Origin of the sequence: Alteromonas sp. CNT1-28 (assembly GCF_022348345.1) — a bacterium.
Lineage (GTDB): Bacteria > Pseudomonadota > Gammaproteobacteria > Enterobacterales > Alteromonadaceae > Alteromonas > Alteromonas macleodii.
Genome location: NZ_JAKREZ010000001.1, coordinates 298,300 through 313,485 on the forward strand (window position 1 = coordinate 298,300; position 15,186 = coordinate 313,485).

13 protein-coding genes are annotated in these 15,186 nt (G+C 46.4%); 10 read left to right on the forward strand and 3 right to left on the reverse strand.

What is annotated here, in order from left to right; all coding sequences use genetic code 11:
- Positions 1-5 precede the first annotated feature (5 nt).
- The 6 genes from MHN02_RS01255 (at position 6) to MHN02_RS01280 (ending at position 7,403) form a co-directional block, all read left to right on the forward strand.
- The gene (locus MHN02_RS01255; protein WP_014951129.1) at positions 6-1,010 is read left to right on the forward strand and encodes a putative sulfate exporter family transporter; all 1,005 of its coding nucleotides are present in this window, start codon (positions 6-8) and stop codon (positions 1,008-1,010) included.
- Positions 1,010-2,389: a sulfite oxidase gene (locus MHN02_RS01260; protein WP_069945129.1), complete on the forward strand. Its 1,380-nt coding sequence runs from the start codon at positions 1,010-1,012 to the stop codon at positions 2,387-2,389. The genes MHN02_RS01255 and MHN02_RS01260 overlap by 1 nt, the downstream gene beginning before the upstream one ends.
- Positions 2,390-2,433: 44 nt before the next feature.
- Positions 2,434-2,835, forward strand: a complete 402-nt coding sequence (locus MHN02_RS01265; protein WP_156078958.1) for a hypothetical protein — start codon at positions 2,434-2,436, stop codon at positions 2,833-2,835.
- A 152-nt stretch (positions 2,836-2,987) separates the two neighbouring features.
- The gene (locus tag MHN02_RS01270; protein ID WP_014951126.1) at positions 2,988-4,070 is read left to right on the forward strand and encodes a methyl-accepting chemotaxis protein; all 1,083 of its coding nucleotides are present in this window, start codon (positions 2,988-2,990) and stop codon (positions 4,068-4,070) included.
- 87 nt (positions 4,071-4,157) lie between these two features.
- Positions 4,158-5,663, forward strand: a complete 1,506-nt coding sequence (locus MHN02_RS01275) for an ATP-binding protein (RefSeq protein ID WP_239244228.1) — start codon at positions 4,158-4,160, stop codon at positions 5,661-5,663.
- A 156-nt stretch (positions 5,664-5,819) separates the two neighbouring features.
- On the forward strand, positions 5,820-7,403 hold the full coding sequence (locus MHN02_RS01280) for a PAS domain-containing methyl-accepting chemotaxis protein (protein ID WP_061486742.1): 1,584 nt from the start codon (positions 5,820-5,822) through the stop codon (positions 7,401-7,403).
- Positions 7,404-7,520: 117 nt separating this feature from the next.
- Here the strand turns inward: MHN02_RS01280 and MHN02_RS01285 are convergent, their stop codons facing one another.
- From MHN02_RS01285 to MHN02_RS01295, 3 genes are all read right to left on the reverse strand, one after another.
- The gene (locus tag MHN02_RS01285; RefSeq protein ID WP_239244230.1) at positions 7,521-8,858 is read right to left on the reverse strand and encodes an ABC transporter permease; all 1,338 of its coding nucleotides are present in this window, start codon (positions 8,856-8,858) and stop codon (positions 7,521-7,523) included.
- Positions 8,858-9,661 (reverse strand): ABC transporter ATP-binding protein, encoded by an 804-nt coding sequence (locus MHN02_RS01290; protein ID WP_239244232.1) that lies wholly within the window; start codon positions 9,659-9,661, stop codon positions 8,858-8,860. The genes MHN02_RS01285 and MHN02_RS01290 overlap by 1 nt, the downstream gene beginning before the upstream one ends.
- A gap of 222 nt (positions 9,662-9,883) precedes the next feature.
- A complete protein-coding gene (locus MHN02_RS01295; protein ID WP_014951121.1) occupies positions 9,884-10,171 on the reverse strand; it encodes a YebG family protein in 288 nt (95 codons plus the stop codon).
- Positions 10,172-10,417: 246 nt separating this feature from the next.
- On the opposite strand from MHN02_RS01295, the gene rpsF reads away from it, so the two are divergent.
- From rpsF to MHN02_RS01315, 4 genes are all read left to right on the forward strand, one after another.
- On the forward strand, positions 10,418-10,819 hold the full coding sequence (gene rpsF / locus MHN02_RS01300) for a 30S ribosomal protein S6 (RefSeq protein WP_014951120.1): 402 nt from the start codon (positions 10,418-10,420) through the stop codon (positions 10,817-10,819).
- An 11-nt stretch (positions 10,820-10,830) separates the two neighbouring features.
- On the forward strand, positions 10,831-11,058 hold the full coding sequence (gene rpsR / locus MHN02_RS01305; protein ID WP_012519954.1) for a 30S ribosomal protein S18: 228 nt from the start codon (positions 10,831-10,833) through the stop codon (positions 11,056-11,058).
- Between the two features lie 26 nt (positions 11,059-11,084).
- Entirely contained in the window at positions 11,085-11,537 is a 453-nt protein-coding gene (gene rplI / locus MHN02_RS01310; RefSeq protein ID WP_012519953.1) for a 50S ribosomal protein L9, read from the forward strand.
- Positions 11,538-11,996: 459 nt separating this feature from the next.
- Positions 11,997-15,182 carry an efflux RND transporter permease subunit gene (locus MHN02_RS01315; RefSeq protein WP_239244234.1) on the forward strand — a complete coding sequence of 1,062 codons (3,186 nt, stop codon included), beginning with the start codon at positions 11,997-11,999 and terminating at the stop codon, positions 15,180-15,182.
- The last annotated feature ends 4 nt before the right edge of the window (positions 15,183-15,186 follow it).

The following is a 15,186-nucleotide window of genomic DNA, read 5'->3' on the forward strand; positions in this document are numbered from 1 at the left end:
AGAAAATGAACGATATAGCAGTAAAATGTAAAAATATTTGGCCCGGGCTAGGAATTGCAACCATTACCGGTATGGCGGCGCTCTTTTTGAGTGAGCATTACAATGCCCCTGCTATGTTGTTCGCATTACTTTTGGGTATGGCCGTATCGTTTTTGTATCAGAACGATACGCCCTGTGCGTGTGGTATCGATTTCACGGCAAGTACTCTTCTTCGCGCTGGAGTTGTTCTGCTTGGTCTACGCATTGCGCTAGGTGACTTAGCGGTACTTGGGTGGCAGACCGCTCTTATGCTGGCCGCTGCCATACTCACAACAATTATTGTCGGAGTGGGTCTCGCCAAATTACTCGGGTTACAAAAGCGTTTTGGTGCATTAACGGGAGGCTCAGTAGCCATTTGTGGTGCGTCTGCGGCTCTCGCCATTTCCACCATTCTTCCCAAGGGAGAAAACCACGAAAGAGACACGTTGCTGACGGTTATTGGCGTAACCGCTATGTCGACCATCGCCATGGTGCTCTACCCAATTGTGGCGGCGCAGTTGGGCATGAATGATACGGAAGCTGGCATTTTCTTAGGCGGCACTATTCACGATGTGGCGCAAGTTGTGGGGGCAGGTTACTCGGTGTCTGACAGTGCAGGCGACATGGCGACACTGACCAAGCTGGTACGAGTAGCCATGCTAATGCCAGTGGTACTCATTATGATGATTGCCATTAAACACTTTTACAAAGCCAAAAGTCAGGCTGACGGGGCGCAAGTGCCTAAAATGCCGATGTTTCTAGTTGGCTTTATTGTACTTATGTTACTCAACAGCTTTGTAACCCTACCCGAAGTAGTTATTGAAACGGGGACCCAGATATCACGCTTCTTCTTAGTCGTTTCAATTACGGCAATCGGTATGAAGTCTAACCTTGGTAAGTTAGCCGAAGTCGGTATGCTGCCAATTGTGATGATCGTGGCAGAAACGCTGTGGATTGCACTGCTTATATTGGGCTATTTGTTCGCAATATAGTGGGATTTTTTGCGCGATTTATCACAATTATTCTTAATGCACTCTTAATACACAAAGCACTCAATGACGAGGTGGTAGCAGTGAAAAAACATGGCCTTCACGAACTGTACGCTAAGGACCCTGTAAAGGCCGACGAACAGGTTTTTCAGCGAACTAGCAACGCGCTGACTCGGCGTGGTTTTATCAAAGGTCTGAAGTCTCTGTCTTTGCTACTTGGTGCTGAAGTCGTTTACGGTCAGTTCATGCCAGCAGGACTTATTCCCGCTGCATTTGCTCAGTCGAACACGCCTTTTTCTATCGAGGGAAAAGACGGGCTAACAATACTTAACGACCGGCCAATTAACGCTGAAACGCCAGCGCACTTACTTGATGATGCGGTTACGCCTGCCTCTCGATTTTTCGTAAGGAATAATGGTATTCCCCCGCAAAAGCCAGACGCGAGTACGTGGACGCTTACTATTGAAGGGGAGTCGGCCGAGCAGTCAAAAACCTTCACGTTGGAAGAGCTCAAAACCCAATTCAAACATTACTCATACCAACTAACGCTGGAATGCGGCGGTAATGGACGTGCCGAGTTCTCGCCAGCAGCGACGGGGAACCAATGGACTACCGGAGCTGTGGGATGCCCTAAATGGACAGGTGTAAGGCTTAAAGATGTACTCACGTCAGTGGGCGTAAAAGATAGCGCTGTTTACATTGGCTATTATGGTGATGACCAGCATTTAAGCCGTACACCGGGCAAAGCGGCTATTTCTCGCGGGGTGCCGATAAACAAAGCGATGGAAGATGAGTCGTTGATTGCATGGGCAATGAATGATGAACCTCTGCCTTTAATGAATGGCTATCCGCTCCGACTGGTTTTTGGTGGTTGGCCAGCGTCTACGTCTGGTAAGTGGCTTAAGAAGATAGTGGTCAGAGACCGCGTGCATGACGGTGCAAAAATGCTGGGCAAAGCGTACCGACTCCCTTGTAAACCCGTTGCTCCGGGGGCGAAAGTAGCCGATGAAGATATGTGTATCATTGAAGCTATGCCTATTAAGTCACTCATTACTTTTCCACAATCGGGCACTGATCATCCTTTGGCCAAGAAACTAAGCGTGCGCGGTCATGCATGGAGTGGCGAGGGTAAAGTGGCTGAAGTGTACACATCTATTGATTTCGGGCAAACGTGGCAAATAGCAGAGCTCACGCTTCCCGTAAATAGACATGCATGGCAGCAATTCACTACAAAAATAGCCTTTCCTCAACAAGGTTATTTCGAAATATGGGCCAAAGCCGTAGATGAAAATGGAAAAGCACAACCTATGGTATTGCCGGGCTGGAATCCAAAAGGCTACTTAAACAATGCCTGCCATCGCATTGCTGTGCGGGTTGTGTAAAACACATGGTACCGAGTAACGTGTTTGAGATATGGAGCGCCCGCATGCGCCGTCTATTGGTTTTTGTTTCTATTATGGCAGGGTTAGTTAGCACACCACTGGTTGCGGCCATCAATGAAAGTAGCGATAAAAATAGCGGCTCAAGTATGCATTCCGCTGACGCCACGACTGTGTCTGTTGACCCCCAGTCAGGTCTTACTGTAGCGTCCGGCTACAATCTAGTGGTTGCACACTGTAGCGCATGCCATTCGCCTTCACTAATTACACAGAACGCAATGAGCAGAGAGAGATGGCTTGAAACTATTCGATGGATGCAAGACACGCAAAAGCTATGGCCATTAGGTGATGCGGAGCCCGCTATCCTAGACTATCTGACGTTGTGGTATGGTCCTAAAAAAGGCGCCCGTCGCCCGCCCCTAGAGCCGCATCTACTGCCACAAAAATAAAGCTCGTCTCAACCGAGCGTTTTATTTCATCAGTTTTTCAAGATTCCGCCGATACTCATAGCATAACGCTACTTCAGACTAATAGTTAAATGGTCTGGATATCTGTTAATCTGAACAAAATAACTCTATAAAAAACATATCGGTAACCACACATGTTTGTATCTCGCAGTAAATACGAAGAAAAAGAAGCGCAAGTACGTAAACTAGAAGCAAGAGTGCAAGAAGCCTTAGACAAAATTGACGTTTTAGAGGCAGAAAATAGTGAACTCATTAATGCCATTGAGGCTGCAAACGGTCAGCATGCATCGTCGAACGATTCCGTTGTAATGAAGTGCATTGTTGATGCAATGCGTCAATTAGAAGGTATTCGTGAAACGGTGTTGGCTACTTATCAACGTATCGATGCTGAGAACCAGTCTGTTGCTAATATTAATGAGTTGTTTAGTGATTCTGCGACTACATTAAGCAAAATTGTTACCGACATGAGCGGGCTTAATGTCCAAATGGGCAGCATGAGCGAACGTATATCGGGGCTATCAACAACAGCAGATAACATTAATAAATTTGTTACTACTATTACGAGTATTTCTGACCAAACTAACTTACTTGCGCTAAACGCTGCTATCGAAGCTGCGCGAGCAGGCGATGCAGGCCGCGGGTTTAGTGTTGTTGCTGATGAAGTACGTGCATTGGCGACAGAAACCAACAAATCAGCAACAGAAGTATCTGAGCTGGTGAACGGTATAATTCAGTCTACTTCCAAAGCGGTTTCAGGTGTCAATGAGCTGCGCGGAAACAACGAGCAGCTAGAGACCGGCATTAATCAGCTAAATGGCAGCTACGAAGTTATGGTGCAACACTGTGACAGTATGAAGTCCACCATTAGCGAAGGCGCAATTGCTACGTTCATTCAAACAGTAAAATTGGATCATGTAGTGTGGAAGGCCGAGGTTTATGCAGTGCTGTGCGGCTACAGCAATAAATCTGTGGCGGACTTTGGCGATCATAAGAACTGCCGCCTTGGGCAGTGGTATAGTGACAATGCTAACAAAGCGATTGGCCAGACAACGGCATTCAGAGAGATTGAAGCGCCGCATGCAAAAGTGCATAGTAGCGGTATCGCTGCCGTTCTAGCTAAACAAAATGGCAACAATGCTGAGGCAGATGCTAAGCTTATGGAAATGGAACAAGCCAGTGAGAGAGTACTAACACTACTTGATAGGCTAGTTAATTAGCGCCCGTAGAGCCTTGCGGTTCAACTGGCCCTATTGAAAAGCGTGGCGCCCGAATTCATAGCGGCGCCCTAAACGGAGGGCTTTTTGGTGAGTGAAACATCGTATTCCACCGAACAAGAGCGCATTCTAGCGCTGGAAGCCCGCGTTAACTCTTTAGAACGACAGCTTAAACGTCAAAAAATAGCGCGTAAAAACGCAGAGTCTTTTCTTGAAACCTACTCACAAGATGCTTACTTAGCGAATCAAGCGCTAAGAAAAGCCTTAAAAGATTCAAAACAGCGGGAAAGGGAGTTGTTGTACCTTAACCGAGCCGCATCACAGCTTTCAAATGCTCAGCCGGGTAAGAGTTTTATATTTTCTGCGCTGGAATCGGCGGTTGAATTTAGCGGTGCCCATTGTGGAAAAGCATTTATTGTAGAAGGTGAAGCGCTAACTGTGGGGGATGATAGCCAGGTGCTATCTCACGAAAATGGATGGTATAGCTCTCCCGAGCTCGCCAAACTTCTCAAAGACGAAACCCCTCTGACACTGCGCGAGAGCTATTCCCACTGGTGCGTTAATGCAGTGCAGCGACCAGATACAAAAGAAGAAGCAAGGCTACTTCACTTTATGCATGAAATGGCAGACGGCGAATTCGCTTGGCTCGTGTTGCTTACCAAAGACGATCACTTAGAAGAAGAAACGCTACACGTTCTTGATACCACCAAACATTATCTAAACATTAGGTCTCGTTACCAGAACAAAAAAACTGAGCTCACCAGTCGGCAAATAGAATTGAGTTCGGTTAAAAAAGACAGAGACTTTCTAGAAGAAAGGCTGGTTAGTGCAGACAAGATGGCGATGTTGGGGCAACTTGCTGCGGGTATAGCACACGAAATCAATAACCCTATCGGTTATGTTCGAAGCAATACGGTGGTTGCAAAAGAAATTTTTAGCGATTATCAACACGCGTTAGAAGAAATAGGCAAGCTTTGTCGCACTGCTGGTGGAGAGGTAGAGTCGCAGTTCGAGGCGCTGGAAAAACGCTTTTCACTACAAGAAAGTGCGAGCGAAATTACAGAGATGTTCAATGAATCTCACGAGGGTATTGAACGTATTATTGAAATTGTAAAAGCGCTGCGAAGTTTTTCGTATCCTGGTTCAGGAAAGCATACACAAATTAGTGCCATTGACGCCATGAACACGGTGATCAAGCTAACGAACAACCTGCACAGGTACAAAAACAAACTTAATGTAGAAGTACCCGATAAGGATGTCTATTTCCTTGGTAATGCAGGACAGATTCAGCAGGTGTTGGTTAACTTTGTGACCAATGCTATTTATGCAACCCCAGAAGGGAAGTCCATAACACTCAAAGTGCAGCAAGATGACAAAAGCGCCATGCTTATCGTAGAAGACGAGGGTATTGGTATGTCGAAAGAAACACTGGATAGAATATTCACGCCCTTTTTTACAACTAAACCACCCGGCGAGGGAACAGGGTTGGGAATGTCTATTTCCATGACTATTGTTGAAGAGCACAACGGAAAGATAAATATCACTAGCGAAGAAGGAAAGGGTACGCGCGTTGCCGTTTTGTTACCTCTAGCCTAAAGTATAAAGTGCTTTCCTAAATAGCTGATAGAATATAGAATTTCTCTAATTTTTTCTTCCTGCTAGACAGAATTTGTTTATGTTCTAGTCTTAGGAGGTAAGCAACATTTCCTACGATTAACGGATGATTGCTTTGCTACATGGAGAAAGCACCCAATGAGAAATAATCAGCCAGTTACCCAAAAAGAGTACAAGTTTCCCGCACATCATCGTCTTATTTCATCTACCGATAAGCGCGGTGTAATCCAGCATTGTAACAGCGCATTTGTAGAAGCAAGTGGCTTCAGTCGCGAAGAGCTCATTGGCAAAAATCACAACATTATCCGTCATCCAGATATGCCTGCTCCTGTCTTCAAAGAAATGTGGCGTACTTTGGAATCAGGGCAAAGCTGGATTGGGTTAGTCAAAAACAGAAGAAAAAATGGCGATCACTATTGGGTTTCGGCGTTTGTGACTCCCGTTTATGAAGGTAAGTCAGTAGTAGGCTACGAATCTGTTCGAGTGCCGGCGTTAAATGACGAAATAGCACGCGCATCTAGCGTTTACGCCAGAATGCAGGAAGGAAAATCTGCGGTATCGCCGATGTCGCGACTGGGGCAAGGCCTCATGCACATGGCGCCAACAATACTGTTAAGCGCCCTACTTGTTTTAGTACTCGCGTTTACCCATGGTTGGGCAGCGGCAGGTATTGCGCTGCTTGGAGCTATAGTTTTAATGATTGCTCAAGAAGCCAAGACAAGAAAAGACTGGGGCGCGCTGCTTTCTCTTAGCCCAGAAAGCTACGCTAATGAAACGGTGGCACAAACCTACTTCCCAGACCCCCCTCACATAAGCCAAGCCAAACTTGCACTGGGGTGTGAACTTGCCAGAAATCGCACGGCATTAACCCGAATTAAAGATGCATCAGCGGGGCTCGAATCAATTGCTAACACCACGCATCAACAAGCAGAAAGCACCAGTGCCGCGGTTGTTCAGCAAAATCAAGCTACACAGCAAATTGCGTCTGCGGTAACGCAAATGAGTCAAGCGATTCAAGAAGTTGCCGAACGAGTAGAAAGTAACGCAAAGAGCGCAAGGACAGCGGCATCTAATGTAGAGACAGGCAACCAAAAAGCAGAACAAGCCATGCAGGCGATTGTCGCCTTACGCGAGGCGGTTGAGTCTATCTCTACCACAGTGACAGAGTTGGCTCAGTCAACCAGCGATATTGGCGAAGCGGCCAATATCATCTCGACCATCGCTGAGCAAACTAACCTGTTAGCGCTTAATGCTGCGATCGAAGCTGCAAGGGCTGGCGAACAAGGAAGAGGTTTTGCGGTTGTTGCCGATGAGGTTCGTACTTTAGCTTCGAAAACTCGCGAATCGACCGATAAAATCCACAACATCATTAATGAATTGGCTGAGCGTTCTGATCGAGCTGTAAGGGTATCGACGGAAGGGCTAGCTTCAGCTGAGCACGGCAGCGCTATAGTAGAAGAAACCCGAGGTGCATTGTTTGAAATTAACAATGCAGTGAAAGGTATCGCTGATGCCACGGTAGAGATGTCTTCAGCGGTGGAAGAACAAAGCACGGTGGCAGAGCATATTAACCAGCAGTTAGTAGAAGTCGCTGACGGCGCGTCTGAAACCCAGCGTTCATCTGAAGCATCGCTTGCAGCAAGCCACGATTTGCGCGCAACGGTTAATCAGGTTCACGAGCTAATATTACGTTTCAGTACAGATAAGCGAGTGGGAGAGTAATACTCTCTCCAGCTCGCTTAAGCTCACTCCATTAAAAGACCTATTGCCTATTGGCGCATAGATGTGGGGCTAAATAAAAGCCTATAAAACCGGAAACAACGCTGTAGGCATGGGTATTTATGAGTTCGCGTTTAGTCCCGCGTGTAGGCCGCGTCTGTAGGCCGCCACAGCGGGGAATAGCGAAACCAAGTATGTGCACCCCAGTATCAGTAAAATGATAATAACACTGCTTTGTCCAAACAGTGGGCTGCTTAAAAACAACCCATAGGTACTGCTTAACCAAGGTTTTAGTGCGCTCATAAGCCCAGCTACCAAGCCTAAACTCAGTGCGGCACTCACAATCGTAAGCAGCATCGCTTCAATCTGTATGAGTAGCAGTAAGGTAAACGGTCCTGCGCCTATAGTTCGTAAAACGGCGATTTCTTGATAACGCTCTCTCATCGTTGCCAGCAGCATAGTCGCAAGCCCAATTAACGCGCAGATGACGATAAGACCGGAAAGGCCAAGCAATAGCGATTCAACATTTCCCATAATTTGCCAAAGTTCTGCGAGTGCCATGCCCGGTAGAATAGCCATTAGCGGCTCTTTTTTACTTTGATTAATTTGATACTGAAGCTGCAGTGCAGTTACCCGATGTTTAAGCCCCAGCATCACCACGGATACTGACTCAGGCGTAAACGCTTCGCTATTGTAAACTGCATGTTCTTTTGTATGCTCGTCATGCTCATGCTCATGCTCATGCTCATGCTCATGCTCATGCTCATGCTCGTTCGCCTTGTCAGCAGATTTACGGCCTAACATTGAGGTGGGGGAATGTTTAGGTCCTGTGTGGGCTTCTTCAAGTCCCTGTAGGGTAACGTATACGGCTTTATCTACGGGCGTACCGGTTTTCTTAACTATGCCTGAGATAGTGAAAGGGTGATCATCATGGTTGTTGAACGATACGCTACCCAGACCATGGGAAATAATAATCTTATCCCCTACCTTGTACCCCAATGATTTGGCGATATCTGCGCCAACAACGGTAGACAGTGGCTGCGTAAATGCCGAGCCTGCTGCCATTTCAAGTGATTGCATATCACCGTATTTAAAGTGATCGAAAAAGCTGTTGGTCGTACCTACTACTCTAAAACCTCTGTGGGTATCACCCAAAGATAGTGGGATAAGCCACGATACCTGCTTATTAGATTGAAGCGCCGCAATACTTTTATATTCAATACCTTTGGTGGGAGTGCCTATATTAAACACTGATGACAGGAGTAAATTAAGCTGTCCACTTGGTGCGCCAACAATAAGATCTACACCAGAAACGGTGCGCGTAAAACTGGTTTTAACTTGGGTGCGAATAATGTCCACGCACAAAAGTAAACTAATGCTGATGGTAATGCTTAAAAGTGTGAGGATTGCCGTTGTTTTCCTGCGCTTTAAGCTTTCAATAGCAATGGTACTTAGCATTACGCCCGCTCCTGTGCTTTTGGGGCCTCATCGCCTCGCGTTTTTATGTGGTTTGTACTTGGGCTTAATTCACTCATGCTGCAGTGGCGGTCGAAATAACTCTCCATGGCTTTATCGTGACTAACAAAAATCATGGTGCTTTCACCTGCAACGTCTTTTAGCAGCGACATAAAACTATCTCTGGCATCGGTATCTAGGGCAGAGGTAGGTTCATCGACAATTAATAATTGTGGGTCGTTAATCAGTGCTCTGGCAATGGCAACGCGCTGCTGCTGACCAATACTCAATGCGTCAGCTTTCGCATGCAGCACGTGAGAAGGCAGCTGTAGCTTGTCCAGTAAATGACGAAGCTTTGCGTCTGATGCTGTCTTGCTGACGTTTGTACTTGCAAAATACACCGCCGCATTAATGTTCTGTGCCACAGAAAGGTAGGGAATAAGATTAAATTGTTGAAAAACAACGCCGATATTGCGTGCTCTAAACTTGTCCCGCTGTCGGTTCGATAATGCGGAGAAAGGCTGCGCTAATAAGGCAATGTCGCCCTGAGTTGGAGTTAATGTTCCGCACAGCAAATTGAGCAATGTGCTCTTTCCGCTACCCGAAGGCCCTGAGAGAAAAACGTGCTCACCTTGCGAAACTTGCCACGCTTTAATGTCAATGATGGGGGGACTTTCTTTGGTGTACGAAAACTGTAAATTGCTAACTTCAATCGCTGTGTTGCGCCCTTTATTCACTGCGTTGTGCTCTTCAGACACTGCGTTGCGCTGGGAGTGAGTGCTATTTTTTTTATTGATGGTATTCACGCTAAGCCCGACCTGTATTTACGTCTTATGTTCACATTAGCAAAAGCGACACGTCTGTTCACCCAGTTAAAAACCAGAGAAAACACATTGCCGCGTTGAGGTAATGTTATCAAATAACATTTTTGCGTATAGCTATGCTATCAGATCTCATCAGCCTAAAGCGGCAATTGCTCTTATTAATTGCTCATCATAACGACGCAAAAGAGAGGCGCGCCTAAATTATCAGCCGTTAGCTTGTAGCTTTACCACTTCTGCGCTTTCATCTTCTAATACGCTTTCTGCGGTAGCGCCTTTGAAAATCTTACTGATTTTATCTTTGTTTTTAGACAGCATGATGGTGAGTTCTTCCACTACGCTATCGTCTAGCTTAATGCCCTTCGCATGAATGTAGTCAGCAAGGTTATCTGCTGCATCGAGCATTTTGTCATACTGATCGGCTTCTTTTTTGTCGGTAGTTACCAATTTTTCTACCCCTTTGTGCGTAACAACATACTGTGTGGTAATGGCCATGGTAGGTCCCCTGTTTATTAAAGACACAAAAACTGTACAGCATTTAACTGTATAAATAAACAGTATTTTGATTAAATGTCTGAGCGTAGTGTTTGGGGAAAGGGCAAATGATTGTTCTAAAGGTGATTAATGCTTGTGCAATTAGTAACTGCTGCGTATAATGCGCGCCCTTACAGCCATCCCAATTCGTTCCTTGTCTCCATACAGTCGGCTGTACTGTCGAGGCTACAACCGTAAGGAGCTATAATGCGTCATTACGAAATCGTATTTATGGTTCACCCTGATCAGAGTGAACAAGTACCTGGTATGATCGAGCGTTATACCACAATCCTAAAGCAAGACGGTGGTCAGATTCATCGTTTAGAAGATTGGGGCCGTCGTCAACTGGCTTACCCAATTGAAAAACTGCACAAAGCCCACTACGTACTAATCAATGCTGAAGCGTCTGCAGAAGCTGTTGATGAATTGGAAAATGCTTTCCGTTTCAACGACGTGATCCTACGTAACATGGTTATGCGCACTAAGACTGCTGTGACTGAGCCTTCTCCAATGATGAAAGAAGAGCCTCGTCGTGAGCGTCGTGACGATTCTGCTCCTCGCCAAGATCGCGCGGAAAAGAAAACTGAAACCACTGAAGACAACGCTTAAGGAGATCACCCATGGCTCGTTTTTTCAGACGTCGTAAGTTCTGCCGTTTCACTGCAGAAGGTGTGACTGAGATTGATTACAAAGATATCGCTACTCTTAAGAACTACATCACTGAGAGCGGTAAAATTGTCCCTAGCCGTATTACTGGTACAAGCGCAAAATATCAGCGTCAGCTGTCTTCTGCGATCAAGCGCGCACGTTTCCTTGCGTTGCTTCCGTACACTGATTCACACAAGTAATTTGGCGAATATAAGGGTTAGCTAAGATGAATATCATCCTACTAGATAAAATCGCCAACCTTGGCGGCCTGGGCGACCAAGTGACTGTTAAGTCTGGTTACGCTCGTAACTTCCTTTTCCCACAGGGTAAAGCGGTTCCTGCAACTAAAGACAACGTTGAAAAGTTCGAAGCACGTCGTGCTGAACTTGAAGCGAAAATTGCTGAGCAACTAGCTGCTGCTAACGCACGCGCTGAAAAAGTTGCTGAGCTTGCTGAAGTTACAATCGCAGCTCCTGCTGGTGACGAAGGTAAACTATTTGGCTCTGTTGGTACTCGTGACATCGCTGATGCAATCACTGCAGCTGGCGTTGAAGTACAAAAAGCAGAAGTTAAACTACCTACTGGTACTCTTCGTGAAACTGGTGAGTATGACATCGACTTACAACTTCACTCTGACGTTATCACTTCAATCAAAGTGATCATCATTGCTGAAGCGTAATCGCTGACGTATTTGAAAAAAGCCGCTCCTAGAGCGGCTTTTTTTTGCTCTAAATTTTTGTTCGATACTTAAAGAACAATACCAATCCGCATAGATGATTGCCCACCCAGAAGGTGCTGGTAAGTTTCCTAGCAAAGCGTGGGAATGTAGGAATGGCCGTTGCTTTTTAAATTCCCATAGTGATGCTTGCCAAACCTTCCCGAAGGGCGAGTTAAAAATATCCCTACCCTCACTCCACGTCGCGACGCCTAATTAACGGTGGGTGTAAGCAAATATGTCCAGCGCCGACAAATGGCGTATTTTTGAGGTCCACTCATCTGCGATAAATAACGTTTTTTAAACGGTATTTAAACAAAATGTTAATAATCGCTGAAATTCTTAGTGTCATGGCTTTAAACTTTTTCTGTCATTCCTGCGACCTATAGTAAACCAAACAATAAAAAGCATAAGTGCCATATTATGGACATCACTAAGCAAGCAATAAAAAACGCGACTGGGGTAGGTATAGGAATAACACTGCTGGTGTTTTTAGGTCTATATAGCCTGTTTAATTTACCGGTACAGCTGTTTCCTGACATTGAACGACCGAATATTAATATCCAGACCTCGTGGCGCGCTGCGTCGCCCCAAGAAATTGAGTCGGAGATCATTGAACCTCAAGAGGAAGTGCTGCAAGGGATCCCTGGCCTTGAGTCGATGAATGCATGGGCAAACCAAGGTAATGCGTGGATTAATCTAGAGTTTGGTTTAGATACGGACATGCAGAAAACGCTCATTGAAGTGATTAGCCGCATGAATCGCGTACCGCCACTACCTCGCGATACCTTGTCCCCTAATATTATGCTTGCTGGAAGTGGGGGAGACGCCCCCGCTTTGACCTACTTTTTTCTTCAGCGCCTTCCGGGCAATCCAAACGAAATTAATACCTATGTAACCTTTTTTACCGATGTCATTAAACCTCAGCTTGAATCCATCCCGGGCGTTGCAAGGGCGCGAATGGAAAGCGGTGTTGGCGGCGTTGAGGAGTTTCAAATTGTTTTCGATCCGTTTAAAGCGGCGCAGTTAGGCATTGACCTAACGGCAGTTGCCAACGAGTTGGGGCGTGCGAATGATATTTCAGGCGGCTTTGTCGATGTGGGCAGAAGACGCTATACCCTGCGTTTTGAAGGTCGCTACGAGCCTACGCAAATGGGTGAAATGATCCTTGAATGGCGAGACGGCAGCCCTATCACTCTAAATGACATTGCCGAAATTAAAATCACCCGCGCTGACGGTGCAAACTACAGTGTGCAAAACGGCAATCCGGCTATATCTATTCGCGTAGACAGACAAAACAACGCCAATGTTTTAGCTACCTTAGAAGCCGTAAAAGCAAAAGTTGCACAAATAAACGAACAGGACTTGGTCCCTGAACAGTTAGTAATGGCGCAAAGCTTCGATGCCTCAGTGTTTATCTATAGAGCGGTGCAGCTAGTTACCAGCAATTTATTTATAGGCGTGCTGCTTGCCATTGCCGTGCTTTGGCTCTTTATGCGTCAGCTGCGGGCAACGCTCATTGTGGCATTGGCCATTCCTATCTCACTACTTAGCACTTTTGTGGTGCTTCAACTTACCGGTCGCTCGCTCAATATCATTTCACTGGCAGGACTCGCCTTTGCGGTAGGTATGGTGCTAGATGCAGCTATTGTCGTGCTGGAAAACATTGTAAGAACGCGCAAGAGCGCCGAAGCCGAAATCGAAAATAGAGACCCAAATTCACAAACGCACATGGAGGATTGTGCCCATCGGGGAACGAAAGAAGTGTTTGGTGCCCTCATGGCGTCAACAGCCACCACCGTTGCTATTTTTATTCCCGTCATGTTTTTGGAAGATGTTGAAGGGCAATTGTTTGCTGACCTCGCTCTTACCATTGCCATTGCAGTGTGTATGTCGCTAGTGGTTGCGGTAACGGTATTGCCTGTTGTTGCCGCTAGATACCTTAATGGCAATATGCCAGCTGATAGCTTACAGCGGGTATGGGCTAAGATAACCCGCGCTATTATGTCGCTATCAAGTACGCCGCTTCGCCGCCTTTTATTAGTCATAACACTCATGGGCGTGCCTATTACAGGTAGTGTTTTGCTTATGCCTTCCATGGATTATTTGCCGCCCGTAAAACGCGATGCTGTTGACGCCTTCTTAAGTTTGCCTGCGGGTGCCAGTGAAAACTTTATTAGTGAAGAAGTGATGCCAATTATCGTTGAGCGACTGCAGCCCTATATGGACGGAGAAAAGCAGCCAGCGCTGAAAAACTACTACATTATCACATGGCCAAATGGCGGCAATTTGGGTGTGCGCGCTAAAGATCAGTCTAAGGTCAAAGAGTTAGAAGCCATTGTTCGCGATGAAATTTTAAAGGATTTGCCGGATACACAGACCTTTTCACAACAAGGCAATTTGTTCGGCGGCTTTGGAAACGGTCGCTCAATCGACATTCATCTTCAAGGTACCGACCAAGCCATGCTCGGCATCGCTGCGCAAGCAGGTTTAGATAAATTGAGAGAAGTTTTCCCTAACGCTAATGCGCGTTCGAATCCTCCTCTAGAGCAAGCCGAACCAGAGCTACGCTTTTACCCTAATGACAGCCGAATGATGGAAGTCGGGTTAAATCGGGGCAGTATGGGGAACCTGGTACGTGCCATGGGTGATGGTATGTATGTGGGGGAGTACTTCGATGGCACCAAACGCATGAATATTATCTTTCGCTCAGCACCCTGGTTTACACCCGAAGACTTAAATAGCACGCCAGTCATGACGCCATCAGGCGAGGTGGTGCAATTAGGCGAACTGGTAGGTATTGAAAGAGCCGTAGGGCCAAGTCGTATTCAGCGCATTGATGGTCGAAGAACCCTTACGCTAAACGTAAATCCGCCAGAGGGTATGAGTTTAGAAGAAGCCATGAAAGTGATTACCTCTGAGGTTGAACCTGCCATTATGGCCATGATGCCTACCGATGGCGCTATTAATTATGGTGGTAGCGCGGATAGCTTAAAAGGCGCTATTGCCTCGATGGCTGATAACTTTCTTTTTGCCATGGTGTTGCTACTGCTGTTAATGGCGGGGTTGTTTAAATCGTTAAAAGACAGCGTGCTGGTAGTACTTTCTATTCCGCTAGCCACGGTGGGCGGGGTGATTGCTATTCGTATCATGAACATCTTTACCTTCCAGCCCATGGACCTGTTAACCATGATTGGCTTCATTATTTTGCTAGGGCTTGTGGTGAACAATGCCATTTTACTCGTGCATCAGACTCGTATAGGAGAGCAAGAAGGGCTGACCCGTGATGACGCGGTAGAACAAGCCATCAAACTACGTTTACGGCCTATCTTTATGAGCACGCTGACTTCAATCTTTGGCATGCTGCCCCTGCTGTTGCTACCAGGTGCAGGCAGCGTTATTTACCGAGGTCTTGCGGCTGTTATTGTGGGAGGAATGACGGTGAGTACCATATTCACCTTGCTATTACTGCCTACCTTGCTGCGTATGACGGCTTCAAAGTCACCTGTAAATATACTCAAACCCCTGGCCGAGCGCATAGAGAGCACTGGCGCTTCGCCGACTACCTCATCCACCGCAATACAAAATAAATACAACGATCATGTGTAAGGAA